The sequence below is a fragment of the Legionella lytica genome (assembly GCF_023921225.1).
In the GTDB taxonomy this organism is placed as follows: Bacteria; Pseudomonadota; Gammaproteobacteria; order Legionellales; family Legionellaceae; genus Legionella; species Legionella lytica.
This window is the reverse complement of record NZ_CP071527.1, coordinates 1,055,094-1,077,500: the sequence shown is the minus strand read 5'-3', so window position 1 is coordinate 1,077,500 and position 22,407 is coordinate 1,055,094. Positions and strand designations below refer to the sequence as shown.

Sequence of the window (22,407 nt, the reverse complement as noted above, 5' to 3'; positions counted from 1 at the left end):
TAAGCATGTTCTAGCGCTTGATTCATTATAATATTAGTATGCTTAATTGTACCCGGCACTCTTTCTTTTATAACTTTTAAAATATCTGTTTGAACAAGTGGTTCATTCCAATGCTGACTATTCACTACAATAATGACATCTAATTGGGAATCATCATGGGTACCAAGTGCTATATCTTTATAATGATGAGGGTCCAGGTCAATATAGGCTGGTTTTCTTAAGCTAGTGAACAAACCATCTTCGCTGCTAAATAAACCAAAATAACCTAAACCTGTGGTATTGAATGCCTTTTTTGAAGTTGCATCGTAAGACTTACGAAGTGATTGCGGTGACACATGTAACATAAAATAATTATTGTAGGTACGATCTTTGATTATAACTGTATGGCAGTGATGTATCGTTTGTGCGCACAAGATTACGGGCTCTTCAGGTTCAAAACTTACTTCGCGGTAAGCTGGTTCTGATACATCCGTTAGTTGCTGATCGAAGTGGGGCTTTAGCTGATAATATTTTGTTTGGCCAAGCGTATATTGGATCGCGTCATCTTCTCTTACTGGAACAATCACTGGCATAACGTACCTTTGCTAATACAAACATATTGGCCAAAATATTAGCTTAAAATGCTTAAGATACTATTAAGTGGTTTGATGTTGGGAGTTTTTTGGCTTCTTAAGAAGGTATTTTCTGTTCTGAGTAATGTACTTCTACGAATAAAGAGATTAAGGAATTCGCTGCGCTCCTGGGTTCCCGGTTGCAAGCAACCAGACTACTTTTATACTGTAGCCCGGACGCATGCGATATCTCGGTCAATCCACCCTTGTTACTCTTCCTTGCTTGAATACCCACATCCCTCTTGCGGACATAGGATTTGACGACCGAATCGTTTACTTTCTTTTACAGTTAAGATTGGCCACGAACACTTCGGACAAGGTTGTGCGATGGGTTCATTCCATAATGCGTAGTCACATTTAGGGTAATTACCACAAGAATAGAAAATTTTTCCTTTTCTTGATTTACGTTGCAATATTTTTGCTTCGTGGCATTTAGGACATTCAACACCTGTGTCCGCTGGTTTTTCTAAAGGCTCCATGTGCTTACATTGTGGGTAATTACTGCAGCCAATAAAACGACCATATTTTCCAGTTTTGATGTGCAATGCACTTGAACACACAGGACACTCACGGCCTTCAACTACTTCTGGCTCGTTTTTATCATTTTCTTGTCCCGCCATATCTTGAGTATAATCGCATTCAGGATAACCGGTGCAGCCAATAAAACGTCCACGCTTGCCAAGACGGATCGATAAAGGCTTAGAGCATTTAGGACATTTTTCATCAAGAACTTCGGAAGTAACGTCTTTACGTTGTACTTGCTGATCCGTGGTTTGAATTTGTTGCATGAATGGCTGCCAGAACTCTTCTAACACAGGAATCCACTCTTTCTCTCCACGTGCAATCGCATCTAAGGTATCTTCTAAATGCGCAGTAAACTTGTAATCTACATAACGAGTAAAATAACCGGTTAAAAAGCGATTCACAATGCGACCAACATCCGTTGGGAAGAATCTCTTTTTATCAACAATTACATACTCTCGTTGTTGTAAGGTATGAATAATCGAGGCATATGTAGAAGGACGACCAATATCATACTCTTCAAGTGCTTTTACTAAGGTCGCTTCAGAATATCTTGGTGGTGGTTCAGTGAAATGCTGATTTGCCTGGATGTCTTTAATGTTTACTTTTTCACCTACAGCAAGTACAGGTAATAAAGAACCATCGTTGTCATCATCCTTGGAATCATCACGCCCTTCTTCATACACCGCAAGGAAGCCTGGAAAAGTAACGGTAGAACCATTGGCTCTAAATACATTGCCTTCACCACAACTTAAATCCACGGCCACGGTATCCATTAAAGCATCAGCCATTTGGCAAGCAATGGTACGTTTCCAAATTAAACTATAGAGCTTAAACTGATCTGCAGTTAAAGCCGACTGCACCATTTCTGGGCTGCGTTTAACTGAGGTAGGACGAATCGCTTCATGTGCCTCTTGGGCATTTTTCGATTTTGTTTTATATTGTCGTGGAGTTGCAGGACAATTATCGGCACCGTAACGTTCACTGATGTATTGGCGGATTTCATCCACCGCCTCAACAGCTAAATTCACTGAGTCAGTACGCATATACGAGATCAAACCCACTGTACCCGTACCAATATCGATACCTTCATACAACTGTTGAGCAACCATCATTGATTTACGTGCAGTAAATCCTAATTTACGTGCCGCTTCCTGTTGTAAGGTTGAGGTGATAAATGGGGGGGACGGTTTGCGTTTACGTTGCTTCTTTTCAATTTGGGTCACAGTTAACGAACCCTGAGCCTGCTTGATCAAATCATCTCGGATCTGGTGTGCATTCTCTTGGTTAACCACTGTAAATTGTTGTAATTTTTCATTTTTATAGTGCGTTAAACGCGCTTCAAAAGGAAGCTTTTCATGAAGACACTCAGCCAATATCTTCCAATATTCCTGAGAAACAAAGCGTTCTATTTCCTCTTCTCGTTCAACAATAAGCCGCAGTGCAGGGCTTTGTACACGGCCAGCCGATAATCCTCGGCGCACTTTTTTCCATAAAAGAGGAGAAAGGTTAAAACCCACTAAATAATCTAAGGCACGACGTGCTTGTTGTGCATTAACCAAGTCCATAGAAATTTCACGTGGGTTGTTGATTGCCTCTTCAACGGCTGCCTTGGTAATTTCATTAAAGAAAATACGATGTACTTGTTTATCTTTAACTAAATTTTTTTCCTTCATCAACTCAAAAATATGCCAGGAAATAGCTTCACCTTCGCGATCAGGGTCGGTTGCGAGTAATAATGAGTCTGATTTTTTTAACGTTTTAGCAATGGTTTCAATATGCCGTGCATTCTTTTCCAGTGGCACATAAGTCATAGAAAATTGATGATCAGGATTCACAGAACCTTTACGGGCAGGCAAGTCACGGACATGACCGTAGGAGGCAAGAACTTCATAGTCATTACCCAGGTACTTTTGAATTGTTTTAGCTTTAGCGGGTGACTCCACGATCACCAAGTGTTTACTCATAGTAAAGTTAACCTTTTCCTTTTTAATAGATTATTCAAATAGTAATAATATATTCAGATACTCAAAAAAACTATTTGTTCTACTAATTTACTTTTCGCGCCTATAAAAAATCAAGCATCATATTTGGAATATCTTGGATATATGCCCAGTGTGCAAACTGGGCAACAGTATTTGTGGTGTTATAGCTGATGATTAGAACTAATGCAATGTTAATTCTTCTTCTGTTTGATAAAGTACTAGATCAAGGAAGGTTAATTCGTCTTCATTTAAATTTGCAGACAATACATTTCTAATAGTCCATTTAGTTTCTTCTAGAGTCACAATGCGTGAATCAGAAAACTGTAATTGGTTAATAATCGTTTCAAATGATTCTGCGTTAATAACATCCCATAATTTCATACGCATCAGAAATTGATAACTTGCTTTAGTCAACTTCATTTGTTCATCATAAGTAAACACACGAGTTGACGTTTGTTGCTGTGGTCGAACATGAACTACTTGCTCATCAGCACTGCCTTCTTCATCCAGTTGAGCTGCTGCTTCAGCATCAGCGGACTTTTGACTTTTTTGCAGCTGCGTTAAACTTGTTTCAAATAGATTTAGCAACATTTCAAATAAGTTATCTTTCATACTCACACCTCATATAGCCTCCGGGTACTGTACTGACAGCCCCTTTTAATTCTAGTTCTGCAAGCTCGGACATCACTTGCTCAACGGTGTATCCACTACGCAAAATGATCTGATCGACAGTCGTCATTTCAAAGCCAATGAACTTTACTAGGTTTTCATTCTCACTGGCAAGAGGAAAAATAGGTTTCTCCATAATGCGTTGTGGCTCAATTCTGAGCTCATCAAAAACATCGGTAACTGAAGTAACCAATTTTGCACCCTGTTGTAGCAAATAATGACAACCACGAGCCAACGGATTATGTATGGATCCAGGTATTGCCAAAACGTCCCTATTTTGCTCTAACGCCATGCGCGCAGTAATCAAAGATCCACTCCGAATTGCCGCCTCGATAACCAATGTGCACAATGACAAGCCACTTATTATACGATTTCTGCGCGGAAAATGTCCAGAGGTTGGCGGACTTTTTAATGGAAATTCACTTAATATCAAGCCCTTTTGTGTGATTTGCTCTGCAAGTTTTACATGACGACGAGGGTAAATACAGTCAATTCCAGTCCCCATTACTGCAATGGTTTGCCCTCCAGCATCCAAACATCCAAAATGAGCTTGAGCATCAATTCCTAAAGCCAAGCCACTTACAATGGTCACGCGTTGAGCGGCAATTTCTTTAGCAAAAGCATAAGAATTCTCAATCCCGGTTACCGATGGATTACGGCTGCCAATGATAGCTAATTGCGGTTGTAAAAAGGCAGAGAGTTGCCCCTTAGCATATAAGACTATGGGTGGGTCAGAGATTTCTTTTAATAAAGCGGGATAATCGGGTGACTCCCATGTTAATAAGTGATGATCTTCTGCCAAGTTAAGCCAATGCAAATCAGCTTGGATCTGCTCTATATCAAAACTGGCAATTTTTTGGGCCAATAGCGGCGGTAAATCGGCCTGCTCAAGCTCTGAAGCAGAGAGTTGGAACATCTGATGTAAATCTGGCCACCGTTTATACAATTTAGCTACGGTACGCGGACCTACTTTATCCATACGGTTTAATGCAAGAAAATAGGGTAAGTTATTCATTGAAGTCAGTCCTTTGTACATTGTTGGATCTTGCAGCATTACGCTAGATCAAGGATAATATCACAAATTTTACACAGAGAACTAGATTAACAATGGCTATTCACAAAATCCGTTATTTACCCGATCCATGTTTAAGAGAGCCCTCTAAACCTGTTGTCACCTTTGATGACAAATTACAAACGCTCATCGAAGACATGTTTGACACTATGTATGATGCACGTGGAGTAGGACTTGCTGCCGTACAAATTGGTATTGGCCTACGCTTGTCTGTAATTGATGTGGAAGGTGATAAAAAGAATCAGATCGTTATTATCAATCCTGAAATCATCGCATCTGAAGGCGAAAAGAAATTTGATGAAGGATGTCTGTCTGTTCCTGGCGCTTATGATACTGTGACTCGTGCAGAAAAAGTCACTGTTAGTGCACTAGACCGCCACGGCAAGCCTTTTGAAATCCAAGCCGATGGTTTGCTTGCGGAATGCTTGCAGCATGAAATTGATCATATGAATGGTAAGTTATTTATCGATCTCTTGTCTCCGCTCAAAAAAGCGATGGCACGAAAAAAACTAGATAAATTCAAACGCCACAATGCGCGTAAATCATGAGTTTAAAGATTGTTTTCGCTGGAACCCCAGCTTTTGGTTTACCTTGTCTTGACGCATTAGCTCAATCAACGCATGAGATCCAGGCAATTTACACCCAACCCGACCGCCCTGCGGGCCGTGGCCGTAAATTGCAGGCCTCCGCAGTGAAAGAATGGGCTTTAGCGCACAATATACCTGTTTATCAGCCGCTTAATTTTAAAAGCCCTGAAGCGATTGCCGAATTAGCTGCATTAAAACCAGATTTGTTGATTGTTATTGCCTATGGTTTGATTCTGCCTAAAGCCGTATTGGAAATCCCACGTTTAGGTTGTGTTAACGTGCATGCTTCATTGCTCCCCTATTGGCGTGGAGCATCTCCAATTCAACATGCTATTTTGCATGGTGACTCTGAGTCAGGAGTGACCATTATGCAAATGGATGTAGGAATGGACACTGGAGATATGCTGCGTAAAGTAAGTTGTCCGATCACAGATACAGATACTGCAACAACATTGCATGATAAATTAGCCGCGATTTCTGCACAGCCCCTCCTGAAAACAATAGAGGAATTAGCCAATAATACGGCGAAACCTGAAGTGCAGGATGGTTCTTTAGCTACTTATGCCGGAAAAATTAACAAAGAAGATGCATTGATTAATTGGCAGCGCACTGCCAAAGAAATTGATTGCCAAATTCGTGCCTTTAATCCCTGGCCTGTTGCCTATACTCTTTTAAATGAAGACGTGTTACGTATTCATCAAGCTCAAGTGGTTGATATGGATTTAAACCAAGCTCCAGGAACCGTGGTAGCTCTTGATAAAAAAGGCATGCTTGTTGCCACAGCCCATCAAGGCTTGCTTGTTGAAAAAATACAACTCCCCGGCGGTAAAGTAATTACTGTTGCTGATTGCTTAAATTCCTCTAAATCACCGTTACACGTCGGTTTAGCCTTATCCTCTGAGTCTTAAGCTCAGGGGCTTTATTAATTCATCTAAGTCTGTGAATCATTATTCATGAATAAAAACGAACGACTGCACGCTTTAAAAATTTTAACTACGCTCTTGGTTGATAAGTCGTCTTTATCACAACTTATGCCCTCCGCTGCAGAAGTTTCTCCAATGACTAAAGAAATCTGTTTTGGTTTCTGCCGCCATTATTATCGCTTGCAAGCCATAGCGAATTGTTTAGTGGCCAAAAAGCCGAAAGAAATTGAAATCTGGATTGCCTTATTAATTGGTCTGTATCAACTGCATTATATGAACCAACCCGATTATGCCGTAGTGAAAGAGACTGTCGCTTTATTAGAAAAAATAAAGAAGCCTTGGGCTAAAGGTTTGGTCAATGCGGTATTACGTAATTTCTGTCGGCAACAGCAAGAATTATTAGAAAAACTTAAAAAGGATCCTTTATTCCTTTATGGTCAACCCGAATGGCTTTTAAAACGCCTTAAAGCCGATTGGCCTGAGCACTGGCAAGCAATTGCTCAAGCAAATGACATGCATCCGCCGATGACCTTACGTGTTAATGCGCAAAAAAATTCGCGCGAAGAATACTTACATATCTTAGAGAAAGTCAGCATTAAGGCTCAAGCACACGCTGTCGCCACAGAGGGCATTACACTTAATGAGCCTTGTGACGTTCGCCAACTACCAGGATTTGCCGAGGGCTGTATTTCAGTGCAAGATGGCGCAGCGCAATTAGCCGCATCATTATTATCTTTAGAGCCAGGATTACGAGTACTTGATGCCTGCTGCGCCCCAGGAGGCAAAACCTGTCATATTCTCGAGACAGAACCTAATTTAGCGGCATGCGTTGCTTTGGATGTTGATGCGAAACGATTGGAGCGAGTAAAAGAAAATTTAAATCGTCTTAAACTGAATGCAACCTTGCTGCAAGGTGATGCATCCACACCAATGGCTTGGTGGGACGGTCAATTGTTTGATCGCATATTATTAGATGCACCCTGCTCTGCGACTGGAGTAATACGCCGTCATTCAGACATCAAATTGTTACGAACCCCTGAAGAAATTATCGCAGTCAGCAAAACCCAACAAAACATGTTGCATGCATTATGGCCTCTGCTCGCGAAAGGCGGCTTGCTGGTTTATGCAACCTGTTCCATAATGGCGGTTGAAAACGAACAGCAAGTTGCTGATTTTGTTTCTAAAACTCCTGACTGCAAAGCGATTCGCGAAGACTGGCAGTGGGGGCATGCAACAGGACATGGGCAACAAATATTGCCCGGAGAACAGGGTATGGATGGATTCTTTTATACGGTTTTGCTAAAACAATAGATATAGAGATACATTTTTAAGGATAAAAAATGATAATCGATTGGCCCTTAGTTATAGTTTTATTTTGTCTTTCAATCCCAGGCGTACTTATTGCCATTAAGCGCCTTATCTATTTTTTGCTCCCCGAGAACTCCGAGGAATTAAAAAAACGTATTGGCCGTTTTGCCGTTATCCAAACCTTAGTTCTTGTATTTATTTTATGTCTTGCAGGGGCTATTCTTTCGCAAAATACAGGATTACGTGCGGCACACCTTGATGCCATGTTATATGGTAAAGCTGGAATAAGTGTCCTCCTCCCCATACTTTTACCTGCTATTGGGTACGCTCTTTTAAGCTTGGTCATTTTTTTGGGCCTTTATCATGTATTAGCCAAACGCCTAATCGATGAAAAAAGTCTGCAAATAATGCATAACTTACGAATAGCTCTAGGCCTTGATGGTTGCGTTCTTTATGGTGGGGTAGTGGAAGAAATTATCGGTCGCTGGGGGCTCATGAATTTAGCGACTTTTTTCGCTATTATCTTTATGCAACATACTACTAACTTAATTATCTGGATCTCGATTCTAGTAAGTGCCTTAATTTTCTCTGCAGGACAAATCCCAGCCTATCTAGCCGCAGGATGTAGTTCGAGTCGAAAATTCATCTATTCCCATACACTGCTTAGTGCCTCGCAGTCAGTTATATTTGGTTATGTATTTTGGCAATATGGGCTAGTTTGCTCCATTATATCGCATATGCTCTTTCACTTAGGCTGGGCTTTTTATAACTCAACATTTAACAAAAGTAATACACCACCGGCATAATTCGTAAAAAAAGTGTAAAGTAGCGCTAACTTAACATTGCCTTAATTTGAGTCACCTATCCTAGCTCTATATTATTTTGTAAATAGGTATATGGTTATGGCAAATAAATACGTTTCAAGCGGTGATTTTGCTGCATTGGTGAGTCAATTACAACAATCACCTGAAGACCCTTACTTGAAGCAAAAGGTAGTTAAATACTTGCCATACATGCAAGAGTTAGCTAAAAAGAATCCTTTGGCCCTTTATCACTTGGCTCATGTTTTTCCTGAAAAGTCTCCTCAGTATAGAAATATGATTCTCAAGTCAGCAGAACTAGGATGTACTAATGCCATGCTTGCTGCGTGTAAGTTTTTAGCTGAGTCTAAAAGACCAGAAGATCAGCAAAAAGCTACGTCTTTTTTGGCGGAAATTGAGCGTTCGCAAGATAGTTTCATTATGAAACATGGTAAAGAGTTGATAGCTGAGCATCCTCATTTAGCGGCTACTACAACGGTACAAGCTACAGTGGTCACTAATGCTGCGACAGCTAATCATCGATTTTTTGCTAAGGCAGAGAATAAAGCTCTTGATACTGTGCTGGACAGTCAAAACAGTTTTCAACCCTAATCAATAGGCGCTTTGCCCGTATTAGACACAGTTGTAATACGGGGACGGTGTTCGATTCAGTGTAGCTCCCGTATTACGACTGCGTCTGATATACGGACTACACTAAATTAATAAAAAGCGGAAATTCCTTTGTATTTCATTTAAATCGAATTGATTTAAATACAATGAAAAACTCATCCAAGCACTTAATGCGGCTAAATCTCTAAATGGTGAAGGTAAGTAAACAGGACTCGTTAAAATATCGCGTTCCTTTAATTCACGCAATAAAGGCAGATCATCCAAAACTAATTTACCGGTAAAAAGCAATGGAATAGAATCCACATGTTTTTGGCTGATTGCAAAGCGAATGTAGTTATAAATGAGAATAAACCCTTTGGCATAAGATAAATCTTTAGTAAAAGGCCCTCCCGTTGGCGTACTACCACGGAAAATTCGTACAGTTTGATTGTAACTGTCTTCAGGCGTTAGACCACACTCAATAAAATAACGGTATATATCAACGAAATTCGCCCCCTGAGTCACTTTATCCAGAGCAATAACACGATTAGTGATTTTTAACATACGCCCAGGATAGGAAGAAAAAGTGACAATCTCAGTAATCACTGCGAGCCCTTCCTGAATTACGCTACTGGAAGGAGAGCCCTTAGACAGAAAAAAGCAATTAGGCTGCATAGAACCATTCAAAGTAGTACCAACATGTACCCACCCTTCATGAACCTCTAAATAACGCAAATCGCGCTCGCTAAACATAGCTTGCTGACTTAGTTTAATGCTATCAGCACCAGCAGATGCATCAGCAACCATGTCATCGCTTACCATCACGGTTACCCGCCCTGGATGCTTATCAAAAAATGCACCTAGCCGTGCCTGCAAAATTTCCTGAGCTTGTTGCGGTGTATAGTGCTTAACATCAGCATCTGATTGCAATTGCACACTTAAATCAGATAGCACATCAAAAAGCAAGGTTCCCATTTGCGACATGCGCGGCCCGCCTGCGTAAAATACGTCATTAGGGCTACCATAAAGCTCCATGGCCAACTCACTAAAAGCAGGTGTGCCTCGTGCAGCAAGCATTTGAGATGCTCGACTGTATTCGTCACATTGACGACGAATCAAACGCGTCACAGTGGAGTACTGTCCTAATTGATTTTGAGCATCTCGTAAAATTAAGCGGAACTCTTCTTGTTTATCATGAACATTGAAAGGCAGTGGTTTCTTTTCATAATATTCCTTATCCACTGCTGGGAGTCGCTGTCCTTTGTGTTTAAAAAATTCCTTTTTTATTCCGTCATCCCATTTAATACTATCAAGAATCCGGATCTTGCGTTGTGTATCCACAATGCGTTTGGATAATTCTTGTATTATGAGTAACTCATCCGACTCAGATGTCATGATAACCCCTTATTACCTCGGCGGCGCAATACTAACTTGTGCATCCTGATTTTGTGGAGGTAAATTATAAAAATCACTAATATTTTCTTTTGTTAATGGGGGTGGTACCACTAAATGCACACCATTCCTACTTTTTAAGTATAGACTCTCTCCATTGCTTGAATAGCGTCCAGAACAGGCAGTAAGTACCAACAAACTAAAAACAATAAAACTCAACTTTTTCACAACATTCCCCAATTAAATCAATTCTAAACGCGTCATTACCTGTTCTAATGCTGCATGGTGTTCTGCAGACAATGGAATTAGAGGCATTCTAATTTCATTAGCAATTAATCCCATTTTATACATGGCCCATTTCACTGGAATAGGATTTGTTTCAATAAACAATAAATCATTTAATGGCATGAGTTGCTCATGCATACGTAAACAAACCGCATGATCACCATCTAAGGCACTGTCACACATTTTTGCCATTAACTTAGCCGCCACGTTAGCGGTTACAGAAATATTACCTTTAGCACCCGCTAACATCCATGAGGCAGCAGTAGGATCATCCCCACTATAAACATCAATACGGCCTTCAGAAAGACGCAGAATTTGCTGCAAACGCGTCATTTGGCCGGTAGCCTCTTTAATTCCTATAATATTGGAAATCTTAGCAAGACGTGCGACGGTTTCTGGTAACAAATCACATGCAGTTCGCCCAGGAACATTATAAAGAATAATCGGCATAGCTACCGATTGAGCAATAGCACAATAATGTTGGTATAAACCTTCTTGAGTTGGTTTTATATATGCGGGAGTCATAATTAATGCGGCATGCGCACCACATTCCATCGCTTCTTGAGTCAATGTGATGCAATCGCGGGTTGCATTCATCGCCGTGCCAGCAATTACCGGTATGCGCTCTTTAGCTTGATCTATAACTGTTTTGATAACTAAGAGTTTTTCCTCATGCGATAAAGTCCCTGCCTCACCAGTAGAACCTGCAGCAACAATACCATGAGTCCCCATTTCAATATGAAACTCTACTAATTCGCGCAATCGGGCTACATCAACTTGATCATCCTGCATTGGCGTAACTAAAGCCACTATACTTCCTCTGAACATAGCGTCCTCTTCTTATTATTATTCTAATTATCTAATACTACTGGAAAACCTAGGTCAGAGTAAAATCCCAATGATAAAACTGCTAATTACAAATCAATAGTGATCAACAATTCAACACATAATGATATTTTTGTACTAATATTGATAATGAAGAATCGTATTGGTTGTTTATTCCAAAGTGAAACATCGCTTAGGAAAATACCTAAATAAAAAAAGGGAGTCTACTATGAATAAAATTATCTCATCATTATGTGGAATTAGCCTTGCTAGCCTGATGTTGGGTGGTTGTACCAATACTGAAATAGGCACAGGAGTCGGAGGGGCCGCAGGCGCAGGTTTAGGTTATGCAGTAACTGGTGGTAGCGCCGTAGGAACTGTGATCGGAGCAGGTGCTGGTGCCTTAGTAGGAAATGCTATTGGCCGAGATCAAGACCGACGGGCCTATTATCGACATTATTATCGTCATGGCTATTATTACTAACCTAATAAACCACAACTCCTAAAAACCTGGATCTTCAGTCCAGGTTTACCCCGTTCCTGAAAAAAAATATAGTGAAATACAGCAATATCAAATTTACGTTGCTATACTCTAAAAGATTAATTTTTTGATTGTTCTCAATAATTTTTGAGATTAACCGGAAAAACACTACAAGGATTGTAATCATGCGCTTAAAAAATAAGGTTGCAATAATCACAGGTGCCGCCAGTGGTATAGGTAAGGAAATTGCGTTAGTTTACGCAAAAGAAGGAGCAAAAGTTGCTATTGCTGATCTTAATTTAGATCAAGCTAACCTTGCCGCAGAAGAAATCAAATCCCAAGGTGGACAAGCAATGGCCGTTGCCATGGATGTCACCGATGAAAATGAAGTAAATAAAGGGGTTGATGCCGTAGTAGAACACTTTGGCAGTGTTGATGTTCTAGTAAGTAATGCTGGAATTCAAATTATTAACTCGATTGATGAACTCCCCTACTCCGATTGGAAAAAATTATTATCTATTCACTTAGATGGTGCCTTTTTAACGACCCGGGCCGCGCTTAGACATATGTATGCTGCAGGTAATGGTGGAAGCATCATTTACATGGGCTCAGTGCATTCCAAAGAAGCATCCGTACTTAAAGCCCCCTACGTCACTGCAAAACATGGCTTACTTGGCCTATGTAAAGTGGTTGCTAAAGAAGGGGCCGCTCATAATGTAAGAGCCAATGTGATTTGTCCTGGTTTTGTACGTACTCCTTTAGTTGAGAAACAAATTCCTGAGCAAGCTAAAGAACTAGGAATTAGCGAAGAAGACGTCATTAAAAAAGTCATGTTAAAAGATACTGTAGATGGGGAATTCACCACTATAGATGACGTAGCACAAACAGCTTTATTCTTTGCTGCATTTGACACGAATGCGTTGACCGGCCAATCCCTGGTTGTTAGTCATGGATGGTTCATGGAATAACCCAGGTACAGCTGTATTCACATACAACTATTTAAGTGAGGCCGAAAATGAAAGAATCAGACGTTAAAGAAAAAGCATTTGCTATGCCACTTACAAGTTCAGCATATCCACGTGGCCCATATCGCTTTATTAATAGGGAATTTTTGACGGTAACCTATGAAACAGATATGGATTTACTCCGTGAAATAGTTCCTGAGCCTTTAGAGGTGGTGGAACCCTTGGTTCAATTTGAATTTATTCGCATGCCAGACTCGACCGGGTTTGGTGATTATACGGAATCAGGACAAGTAATTCCGGTGCGCTATAAAGGAAAAATGGGTAGCTATACTCACGCCATGTATTTGGATGATTTAGCGCCCATTGCTGCTGGACGTGAAATATGGGGTTATCCTAAAAAGCTTGCCCAACCCAAATTAGAAGTCGTAAGTGATACTTTTTTAGGGACGCTTAATTATGGCCCCTGCCGTGTTGCAACGGCAACCATGGGGTATAAATATGAAGCTCTGGATCTAAAAAAAGTAGCCGATGCGCTAAACACCCCTATTTATTTATTAAAAATTATTCCGCATGTGAATGGCGGCCCACAAATCTGTGAGCTAGTCGAAATCATGTTGTCTGATGTTGTCGTCAAAGGAGCATGGCAAGGTCCTGCACAATTAGAGTTAGCGCATCATGCTCTAGCTCCTGTAGCAAGCCTTCCAGTACGCCGAATTGTAAAAGCTGTTCATCTATTAACTGATTTAACCCTGCCTTATGGACGAGTGGTGCATGATTACCTCGCTCAATAAGCAAGAATAAAAATGATAAAGCCAAACTTAAGTTAAGGCTGTGATGTGGAGATGGAATAAAAATGTTAATTTTATTAGGTTATGTTGTGGTCTTAGTTTGTGTTTTTGGTGGATTTGCATTAGGCGGCGGCCATCTGGCTGCCGTATATCAACCCATAGAATTACTGATTATTGGAGGAGCTGCTGTAGGAGCCCTTATTGTAGGTAATAGTATGAGTGTCCTCAAAGCACTATGTAAGGCCCTGCCTAAAGTATTTCGCAGTGAAAAAACATCTAAAGCAACCTACATCAGCTTATTAGGATTATTGTATAACTTATTAAATAAAGCTCGCCAGCAAGGAATGATGTCTGTTGAATCAGATATTGAAGAGCCAGAAAGCAGCCCTATTTTCACCAATTATCCAGCATTAATGAATGAGCATCACATCATTGAATTTATTTGTGATTATTTCCGCTTAATTATTACGTCAAACTTGCAACCTTTCCAATTAGAAGCCTTGATGGATATGGAGATTGAATCACATCATGCTGAAGAGTTAATTCCTGCAAACACAATTACTAAAATCGCGGATGCAATGCCTGCTTTTGGTATCGTGGCAGCGGTTCTTGGAGTTGTACACACCATGGAATCAATTAACCTGCCACCATCTGAATTAGGAGTACTAATTGCGCATGCGCTTGTAGGAACTTTCTTAGGTATTTTGTTAGGTTATGGATTTATTGGCCCGATTGCCACAGCAATGGAACAAAGAGCCAATCAAACTCAGCTGATGCTGCAATCAATTAAAGCGACAATTTTAGCAAGTTTGCATAACAACCCACCGTTAATTGCTGTTGAGTTTGGTCGTAAGGTCCTATTCTCCGCCCAAAGGCCATCCTTCTCACAATTAAGTGATGAAATAAAGAATGTAAAACAAACTGATTCTGCCGCAAGTACAGCAACAAGCTAGAGAAAAATTATGAGTGAATCGAATAACAATAATAGTAACAAAGATAAAAAGACAGCACCGATTATTATTAAGAAAGTAAAAAAGCATGGGCATGGTCATCATGGAGGATCCTGGAAAATTGCCTATGCTGATTTTGTAACAGCAATGATGGCCTTCTTCTTATTAATGTGGCTTATTGCCTCATTAAATAAAGCCCAAAAGGATGGTATTTCTGAATACTTCAAACAGCCATTACGCGTATCTTTTTTTGGTGGTGAAAACGTCGGTAACCAGCAAGTTCGCATTAAAGGTGGTGGACCAAAAGTGGAAGACACAAATGGTTCTGTTTCCACTACGGACAAAGCGGCAGCGAAACTGGCAAAACAGCAACAAAGTACCCAAATTATTCAATCATCGCAAAATGAAACGCAAAAACTTGAAGAGCTAAAATCACAAATTAATCAAAGTATTCAAAGTGATCCTGCACTAAGCGGATTAAAGGATCATATGTTAATGGAAATCGTACATGATGGTTTACGTATTCAACTCATTGACGATCAAAAGCATCCTATGTTTAATGTAGGTTCAGAAAAATTAAATCCTGATTTTGAACCTGTTTTCCTGAAAATTTCTAAACTACTCAATGGGGTTCCTAACAAGGTAACCATTCAAGGGTATACGGACTCCCACCCCTACCATAATCCTGAAGAGCTGGACTATACGAACTGGGAATTGTCTACACAAAGAGCGAATGCTGCACGGAGAGCTTTAGTTAAATCGGGTATGGATGAAAATAAAGTATTGTCTGTTACAGGCTTTTCATCAACAGCTCCACTCAATAAGAAAGACCCGTTAAATGCAGTGAACCGTCGCATCAGTATCATCGTGATGAAGCCTGGGGCATCGGAAGAGTTAAGTAAAAACAAATAAGCGTAAGCTGCTGCTTGTAAATTGCAATATGAATCTGTAGCCTAATAAGAATAATTCATTCAGGAAGAGGCTTATGTTTGATTCTATAGCACGAATTGGGTTTTATTCTTTGATGGGAGCTGGTATTGGTACTGCTATTCCTACATTGCAAGTCTGTTCTGGGGGTATAGTAGGCACAGGGCCAATGGGTGGCTTCGCTGCTCCTGTTGCCATAATTTTAGGGGCATTGCTTGGAACCAGTGTTGGTTTAGGTGTTGGAGTTATAAAAGCTGCTCTCGATTATAAAACCCCTGCCTCCTCTTTGGAAAAGGTAATGGGGCTTGGATTTCTAATTAGTGTTGGCATTGGTACTTCGTTTATTTTAGCGGGTAGTGTGGGAGGTATTGCAGCTATGATGCTTGGTGCAGCCATTAGTTTATTGGCCTATTATGAAGAATCCATTCAATCAGTAATGGCATCACCACAAACTCATACAGGATTATCTCCATTTTGAGATTTAATTTAAAAATAAACCTCATGTAACAATTAACCAGAGCCATTGCAGGCTCATATGGAGATAAAAAAAACCCGCCATCAGGCGGGTTTTTTCGGGTCTTGAGTAGACAGCTTACATCATGCCGCCCATGCCTCCCATACCGCCCATTCCACCCATGCCGCTCATGTCAGCAGGTTCGTCTTTCTTAGGTAGGTCAGCAACCATGCACTCAGTAGTTAACATTAAGCTAGCTACAGAAGCAGCATTTTGTAATGCCATACGAGTTACTTTAGTTGGATCTAAGATACCCATGTCAACCATGTCACCGTACTCGCCAGTAGCTGCGTTGAAACCGTAGTTATCTTTGTTTTCAGATATTTTGTTTACAACAACAGAAGCTTCGTAACCAGCGTTAGTAGCGATCTGACGTAGTGGAGACTCGATAGCACGACGTAGGATGTTGATACCCATAGTTTGGTCGTCGTTATCGCCTTTCAGTGCATCTAGAGCTTTTTGAGCACGGATTAAAGCAACACCACCACCAGCTACGATACCTTCTTCAACTGCAGCACGAGTAGCGTGTAAAGCATCTTCAACGCGAGCTTTCTTCTCTTTCATCTCAACTTCAGTAGCAGCACCTACTTTAATTACTGCAACACCGCCAGATAACTTAGCAACACGCTCTTGTAATTTTTCACGATCGTAATCAGAAGAAGTTTCTTCGATTTGCGCGCGGATTTGAGTAATACGTGCTTTAATTTCAGCAGCTTTACCTTCGCCATCAATAATTGTGCAGTTTTCTTTAGTTACTACGATGCGCTTAGCAGTTCCTAAGTCTTCTAAAGTAGCAGCTTCTAAGCTCTTACCAATTTCTTCAGTAATAACTTGGCCATGAGTTAAGATTGCGATGTCTTGTAACATTGCTTTACGGCGATCACCGAAACCAGGAGCTTTAACAGCACATACTTTAACAATACCACGCATGTTGTTAACAACTAGAGTAGCTAAAGCTTCACCTTCAACATCTTCAGCAATAATCAATAATGGACGACCAGATTTTGCAACGCCTTCCAATACAGATAACATATCGCGGATGCTAGAGATTTTCTTGTCAACTAACAGAATGAATGGGTGCTCTAATTCGCAGCTCATGTTTTGTTGGTTGTTGATGAAGTATGGAGAAATGTATCCGCGATCAAATTGCATACCTTCAACAACTGATAATTCATTCTCTAAACCATTACCGTCTTCAACAGTAATAACGCCTTCTTTACCAACTTTTTCCATAGCGCTAGCAATGATTGAACCAATTGCTTCGTCAGAGTTAGCAGAAATAGTACCAACTTGAGCGATTGCTTTGTTGTCTTTGCATGGCTTAGACATAGATTGTAATTTCTTAGTAACAGCTAGAACCGCTTTATCAATACCGCGTTTCAGATCCATTGGGTTCATACCAGCAGCAACTGCTTTGTTACCTTCAACCAGGATAGAGCGAGCTAATACTGTAGCAGTAGTAGTACCATCACCAGCAGTATCAGAAGTTTTAGAAGCAACTTCTTTTACCATTTGCGCACCCATGTTCATGAAGCGGTGTTCAAATTCGATTTCTTTAGCAACAGATACACCGTCTTTAGTTACAGTAGGTGCACCATAAGATTTTTCTAATACAACGTTACGACCACGTGGACCCATTGTCACTTGAACCGCATCAGCTAATGCATTAACACCAGCAAGCATTTGTAAACGCGCGTCGTCTCCAAAACGTAATTCTTTAGCCATTCTTTTATCTCCTAATGAATCAATTCAATTACTTCTCGATTACACCCATGATGTCGTCTTCGCGCATCACTACATACTCGATACCATCCAATTTAATTTCAGTACCAGAATATTTTCCGAATAATACAATGTCACCAACTTTAACAGCCAATGCACGGACATCACCGTTTTCTAAGGCTTTTCCAGCGCCGATAGCAATGATTTCGCCACGCATTGGTTTCTCAGTAGCACTATCTGGAATCACAATACCACCCGCTGTGGTACGCTCTTCTTCCATACGACGAACTACTACGCGATCGTGTAAAGGACGAATTTTCATAACATATATCTCCTGAATTTAATTAAACTGTAATGACGCTGAATAGACATATGGGGACGTTGAATATACTTTCAAGGGGCAAAATAAAAAAAAATTAAAATGTTTTTTTATGAATTAGCATTTTTTCGCTATTATTTGCAGCAAAGTCTCTTTTATAATCCACAGCAAAATAATTTTTAGCCATAGGGTGTATAAGTTAAATGTTTGATTTTACGGGAAGTTATACCGACCTCTACCAATTGACCATGGCTCAAGTTTATTTTTTGCAAGGGCAACACAAGCAACAAGCTATTTTTGATTATTTTTTTCGGAAACTACCATTTGGTTCGGGTTATGCCGTTTTTGCTGGTTTGGCGGATCTATTAAGTATTTTGGAAAATCTTCGCTTTGATGCGGCAGACATTGAATTTTTAGAAAAAAATGGCGCCCATCCCGAGTTTTTGAATTATCTGAAAAACTTTCAATTTACAGGAAACATTTATGCTGTTGCTGAAGGCGACCTCGTATTTCCTACCGCACCGATTGTTACCGTTGAGGCGAATATTATTGAAGCCCAATTAATCGAAACCATTCTCTTAAATATATTAAATTTTCAGACACTTATTGCCACTAAAGCAAGCCGTATAAGACACGTTTCAGGCAACAGCACGTTGATTGATTTCGGTTTACGTAGAGCCCAAGGCCCCGGTGGTTATTATGCCAGTCGAGCAGCGATCATTGGTGGTTTTGATGCCACCAGCAATGTACGTGCTGGCCGTGATTATCAAATCCCTGTCTCAGGCACCATGGCGCATTCATTTATTCAAAGCTACGATAGTGAACTTGCAGCATTTCGTGCTTTCGTTGAAGTTTGGCCTGAGCATTCTACCCTACTGGTTGATACCTATAACACCTTAGAAAGTGGAGTTCCCAACGCCATTTTAGTAGGTAAAGAAATGGCGCAGCGTGGACAGCGTTTGCAGGCAATACGCTTAGACAGTGGCGATTTGAATTATTTAGCTCACAAAGCACGCCATATGCTGGATGAAGCTGGAATGCCCTATGTCAAAATTGTTGCATCAGATCAATTGAATGAATACAGTATTAAAGCCTTACGCGAGCAACAAGCACCGATTGATGGATTTGGAGTGGGTTCAAATTTAATTGTTGGTATGCCAGATGCGGCTTTAGATGGGGTATATAAATTGGCGGTTGCCAATCATAAGCCACGTATTAAGCTTTCAGAAAATACCGCCAAAATAACAATCCCCTATAAAAAGCAGGTTTATCGTGTTATGACTAATGAACAGCTTTTTTTAGGAGCTGATGTTATCGCTTTAGCGGAAGAGCAACACATTGATACCTTATATTCACCATTAGGTAAGGTAACATCGAGCTCACTGCAAAATTACCCTAAAGAACCATTACTTCATAAAGCGATGAGCCAGGGTAAAACATTAATACCAACCAAATCTTTACAACAAATCAAAGAATACTCTAGCTTGCGGTTGTCGCAATTACCTGACGAATACAAGTGCATTGAGCATCCTAAAACATATCAAATAGGCCTAAGTAATGAGTTGAACGCAAAGCGTGCTCAGCTGATTCAAGAACATGAGCAATGGGATAAATGAAAACATTAATCATTCTAGACGTTCAAAATGATTTCATGCCTGGAGGTGCATTAGCAGTTCCCCAGGGTGATGTGATTGTTCCCGTGATTAACCAGGTAATGAACCATTTTGGCTTAATTGTGGCTACTCAAGATTGGCATCCCAAAAACCATAAAAGTTTTGCCTCCCGCCATCCGGGTAAAAAACCTTTTGAAAAAATCCAGCTCCATGGTCTGGAACAAACTCTTTGGCCTGACCATTGTGTGCAAGGAAGCAAAGGGGCTGAGTTTTTTCCACAATTAGACACCACACGCATCGCGGCTATTTTTCGTAAAGGGATGGATCCAGAAATAGACAGTTACAGCGGCTTTTATGAGAATGATCATAAAAAAAGCACCGGGTTAACCGCGTATTTGCGTGCAAAAGGAGCATCTGAACTTTATTTTTGTGGTTTATGCGCGGATATCTGTGTGTATTATAGTCTCAAAGATGCGATGCAGGAAGGATTTAAAAATTATTTAATTGAAGATGCGACCCATCCTTTAAATGAAGGCGTGTTTAAACGTATTCGGGGCGAGTTAAAGCAGTTGGGTGTGGGGTTAATTAAGAGTAATGAGTTAGATCTAAGCTTTTGATTTTAGATTAATTAATTTATAAAACCTTCTATTTGACGTAGCCTGACTCAACATTGAGTTTCGGGGTTTCATCTCTTGTTGGCCCTAGGGGCCCCACCTCACCTACTTAGCATATAGGCTACAGAGTCCAGATTATCTTACATCTCACCACCCACGCTGCGGTAATTCGTGGATTAATAGTCAAAAACAATCCCATATTTGACAAAATATTTTCCTATTGTTGTAATGTTTCTGTTCGAGCACATTGATCGTGCCGAATTTACTTAGGCCTAAAATACTGCTCTCACCACTACGACTGAAGTCTACTTTTTTAGGTTATCTTTCTTAAAACATTTATAGGGATCGTTGTGATGTTTTATTTTGTTAATCATTTTCGTTCATTTGTTAATCGTGTTCTTTGGGGAGAGGTTAATTCTCCATCACTGTTTAGTGAAATAAAAAACTCGGCTCAGCCCGTGCATTTCGTGAATTTTGGTTTATTGGGAGGGAATGTTGCCTTTATAAATCCCCAAGAACTAGACATGGCCCACCTACTGGATACACTCGATGCAGAACCGCAAGGACGACGAGGAGAAATGGGGCTACGTTTTTTTGTTGGTGGCGATTTCATTAGCACCCGAGCTAAAGATGATAAAGAATATACCGCGTTAAGCCATCATTATTTATTATCTGGCCTCTTGTCCAGGCCTGCAGCCTTCATTGAAAACACTCAGCAATCAATTCATTTATATTTGGACAAGCATGCCCAACAACCAGTTCCCTTACTGGAGTTAGCAACTACCCCATTAAGGAATAGCTTAGCACGAGGATTATTTGATATTGAACAAATCCCCCCTAATCTACATCAGGCGTTGCAAGGGTTTTCAGACTTAGTGCAAGACAAATTAGAAAGTTTTGGTAAAACCTTATCGGTTAAATTAATGACCGCGTATTATTCTTGGCTATTTTATTTCATTCCGCAATATCAGCAGGCAAAACAAAACTACTTGGCAGCTAGTGAGCAATTTTTAGCAGAGCAAGCCACTGCCGTTATTGCCCACTTTCAAGAATTAAAACAAGACAATCAAAAAACTTTATTTAACATCACCAATGCATTGGCGCGTTTTATTGCTCAACGAGTTAAAGAAACTTATCCGGATTTAGACTCATATGAATTGCTCGATTATTTATCGTGCATGACCGAGCAAGATTTAAAGCCTTACTTACAAGAAGCCTATATCAAAACTCTTCCTGTACTTCCTTTGCCAGGAGATATGATTGTTATCCCCGCCTGTAGTGCGATGACTGAATTGGCACAGAATGAAACCTTACTGCTTGCATTAAGAAGTGAGCTAGAAAAACGAAACTTTAAAAATAAAACGGCAGAAGAACGTCGTGAAGATATTTTACAAGACAAACAAAATAATGGCTTGCTGCATCGTATTTTCTTAGAGGCTTTAAGACGAGATTTTCAGCAGAAGAAACCGGAAGATTTGGAAGCTGAAACAGTTATTCTACGCTATAGCGAACATGGTATTAGTCTCAAAAATCAAGATAAAGAAGAGGTAGCACAAATTCCCCCGCAAACGATGCTTGCAATTTTAAATGCCCTCCCCCGCTTTGATCCTAAAATGTGGCCCGAACCCGAACGTTTCGACCCGAATAGATTTGCAAATGATGAGAAGAAAACACGTGAAAAAACCGTGCTCACCATTTTCTCCTACGGCAAACGTCGTTGTCCTGCGAATTTAATAACGGAATTTATTTTTCAAACGTTTATCGCTGAACTCGTGATGAATTATGATCTAAGTTTGATTCATGGGGATAATTTGAAGCAGGCAGAAATAAAATTACAACCTATAGCGGCAAATGCTGATTTAGTGCTAGAAGATGACCATTTAATGGGGAAAATTTAAAAGTCCCATTAAATGCAGCATGACGTAA

Annotated in this window: 23 protein-coding genes (1 of these 23 cut by a window edge); 14 read left to right on the top strand and 9 right to left on the bottom strand. The window is 40.3% G+C overall.

Features of this window, described 5'->3' with window-relative positions; all coding sequences use genetic code 11:
* The 4 genes from J2N86_RS04855 to dprA form a co-directional block, all read right to left on the bottom strand.
* A protein-coding gene (locus J2N86_RS04855) for a hypothetical protein (protein WP_252581263.1) crosses the window boundary here: on the bottom strand, positions 1–572 show its 5' end (the start). It extends 922 nt beyond the left edge of the window; 572 of the gene's 1,494 nt are visible here — the first part of the coding sequence; the start codon lies at positions 570–572; its stop codon lies off the left edge, out of view.
* A gap of 248 nt (positions 573–820) precedes the next feature.
* Positions 821–3,100, bottom strand: a complete 2,280-nt coding sequence (gene topA / locus J2N86_RS04850; RefSeq protein ID WP_252581261.1) for a type I DNA topoisomerase — start codon at positions 3,098–3,100, stop codon at positions 821–823.
* Positions 3,101–3,298: 198 nt separating this feature from the next.
* Entirely contained in the window at positions 3,299–3,730 is a 432-nt protein-coding gene (locus J2N86_RS04845; protein WP_252581260.1) for a DUF494 family protein, read from the bottom strand.
* Entirely contained in the window at positions 3,720–4,802 is a 1,083-nt protein-coding gene (gene dprA, locus J2N86_RS04840; protein WP_252581258.1) for a DNA-processing protein DprA, read from the bottom strand. Before dprA ends, J2N86_RS04845 begins: the two co-directional genes overlap by 11 nt.
* 92 nt (positions 4,803–4,894) lie before the next feature.
* Between dprA and def the strand changes: the two genes are divergently transcribed.
* The 5 genes from def (at position 4,895) to J2N86_RS04815 (ending at position 9,089) form a co-directional block, all read left to right on the top strand.
* Positions 4,895–5,407: a peptide deformylase gene (gene def, locus J2N86_RS04835; RefSeq protein ID WP_252581257.1), complete on the top strand. Its 513-nt coding sequence runs from the start codon at positions 4,895–4,897 to the stop codon at positions 5,405–5,407.
* Positions 5,404–6,354 (top strand): methionyl-tRNA formyltransferase, encoded by a 951-nt coding sequence (gene fmt, locus J2N86_RS04830; protein ID WP_407658970.1) that lies wholly within the window; start codon positions 5,404–5,406, stop codon positions 6,352–6,354. Before def ends, fmt begins: the two co-directional genes overlap by 4 nt.
* A 45-nt stretch (positions 6,355–6,399) precedes the next feature.
* On the top strand, positions 6,400–7,680 hold the full coding sequence (gene rsmB / locus J2N86_RS04825; protein ID WP_252581255.1) for a 16S rRNA (cytosine(967)-C(5))-methyltransferase RsmB: 1,281 nt from the start codon (positions 6,400–6,402) through the stop codon (positions 7,678–7,680).
* Positions 7,681–7,709: 29 nt separating this feature from the next.
* Positions 7,710–8,483 carry a CPBP family intramembrane metalloprotease gene (locus J2N86_RS04820; protein ID WP_252581253.1) on the top strand — a complete coding sequence of 258 codons (774 nt, stop codon included), beginning with the start codon at positions 7,710–7,712 and terminating at the stop codon, positions 8,481–8,483.
* A gap of 96 nt (positions 8,484–8,579) precedes the next feature.
* Positions 8,580–9,089, top strand: a complete 510-nt coding sequence (locus tag J2N86_RS04815) for a hypothetical protein (RefSeq protein ID WP_252581251.1) — start codon at positions 8,580–8,582, stop codon at positions 9,087–9,089.
* A 102-nt stretch (positions 9,090–9,191) separates the two neighbouring features.
* On the opposite strand, the gene J2N86_RS04810 is transcribed toward J2N86_RS04815, so the two are convergent.
* Genes J2N86_RS04810 through dapA form a run of 3 tightly spaced genes read right to left on the bottom strand, consistent with a single transcriptional unit; the run spans position 9,192 to position 11,591 of the window.
* A complete protein-coding gene (locus J2N86_RS04810; protein ID WP_322790917.1) occupies positions 9,192–10,484 on the bottom strand; it encodes a flavohemoglobin expression-modulating QEGLA motif protein in 1,293 nt (430 codons plus the stop codon).
* A gap of 9 nt (positions 10,485–10,493) precedes the next feature.
* Positions 10,494–10,706: a hypothetical protein gene (locus tag J2N86_RS04805; RefSeq protein ID WP_252581248.1), complete on the bottom strand. Its 213-nt coding sequence runs from the start codon at positions 10,704–10,706 to the stop codon at positions 10,494–10,496.
* A gap of 12 nt (positions 10,707–10,718) precedes the next feature.
* Positions 10,719–11,591, bottom strand: coding sequence for a 4-hydroxy-tetrahydrodipicolinate synthase (dapA, locus tag J2N86_RS04800; protein ID WP_252581246.1), 873 nt, complete (start codon positions 11,589–11,591; stop codon positions 10,719–10,721).
* 226 nt (positions 11,592–11,817) lie between these two features.
* Between dapA and J2N86_RS04795 the strand changes: the two genes are divergently transcribed.
* From J2N86_RS04795 to J2N86_RS04770, 6 genes are all read left to right on the top strand, one after another.
* Positions 11,818–12,072 (top strand): glycine zipper domain-containing protein, encoded by a 255-nt coding sequence (locus J2N86_RS04795; RefSeq protein ID WP_252581244.1) that lies wholly within the window; start codon positions 11,818–11,820, stop codon positions 12,070–12,072.
* A gap of 182 nt (positions 12,073–12,254) precedes the next feature.
* Positions 12,255–13,037, top strand: a complete 783-nt coding sequence (locus J2N86_RS04790; RefSeq protein ID WP_252581242.1) for a 3-hydroxybutyrate dehydrogenase — start codon at positions 12,255–12,257, stop codon at positions 13,035–13,037.
* 47 nt (positions 13,038–13,084) lie between these two features.
* Entirely contained in the window at positions 13,085–13,825 is a 741-nt protein-coding gene (locus J2N86_RS04785) for an acetoacetate decarboxylase (protein WP_252581240.1), read from the top strand.
* A 62-nt stretch (positions 13,826–13,887) separates the two neighbouring features.
* Complete coding sequence (gene motA / locus J2N86_RS04780) at positions 13,888–14,775, top strand: flagellar motor stator protein MotA (RefSeq protein WP_252581238.1); 888 nt, start codon at positions 13,888–13,890, stop codon at positions 14,773–14,775.
* A gap of 9 nt (positions 14,776–14,784) precedes the next feature.
* Complete coding sequence (motB, locus tag J2N86_RS04775; RefSeq protein ID WP_252581237.1) at positions 14,785–15,684, top strand: flagellar motor protein MotB; 900 nt, start codon at positions 14,785–14,787, stop codon at positions 15,682–15,684.
* 73 nt (positions 15,685–15,757) lie between these two features.
* Positions 15,758–16,177: a hypothetical protein gene (locus J2N86_RS04770; protein WP_252581235.1), complete on the top strand. Its 420-nt coding sequence runs from the start codon at positions 15,758–15,760 to the stop codon at positions 16,175–16,177.
* A gap of 114 nt (positions 16,178–16,291) precedes the next feature.
* Here the strand turns inward: J2N86_RS04770 and groL are convergent, their stop codons facing one another.
* Together groL and groES are read right to left on the bottom strand one after the other, a co-directional pair.
* Complete coding sequence (groL, locus tag J2N86_RS04765) at positions 16,292–17,938, bottom strand: chaperonin GroEL (RefSeq protein WP_289781845.1); 1,647 nt, start codon at positions 17,936–17,938, stop codon at positions 16,292–16,294.
* A 28-nt stretch (positions 17,939–17,966) separates the two neighbouring features.
* Positions 17,967–18,257: a co-chaperone GroES gene (gene groES / locus J2N86_RS04760; protein WP_133137811.1), complete on the bottom strand. Its 291-nt coding sequence runs from the start codon at positions 18,255–18,257 to the stop codon at positions 17,967–17,969.
* 200 nt (positions 18,258–18,457) lie between these two features.
* Here groES and J2N86_RS04755 point away from each other — a divergent pair, with 200 nt between their 5' ends.
* The 3 genes from J2N86_RS04755 (at position 18,458) to J2N86_RS04745 (ending at position 22,379) form a co-directional block, all read left to right on the top strand.
* A complete protein-coding gene (locus J2N86_RS04755; RefSeq protein ID WP_252581233.1) occupies positions 18,458–19,870 on the top strand; it encodes a nicotinate phosphoribosyltransferase in 1,413 nt (470 codons plus the stop codon).
* A complete protein-coding gene (pncA, locus tag J2N86_RS04750) occupies positions 19,867–20,484 on the top strand; it encodes a bifunctional nicotinamidase/pyrazinamidase (protein WP_252581231.1) in 618 nt (205 codons plus the stop codon). Before J2N86_RS04755 ends, pncA begins: the two co-directional genes overlap by 4 nt.
* A 350-nt stretch (positions 20,485–20,834) precedes the next feature.
* A complete protein-coding gene (locus J2N86_RS04745; RefSeq protein WP_252581229.1) occupies positions 20,835–22,379 on the top strand; it encodes a cytochrome P450 in 1,545 nt (514 codons plus the stop codon).
* Positions 22,380–22,407 lie beyond the last annotated feature (28 nt).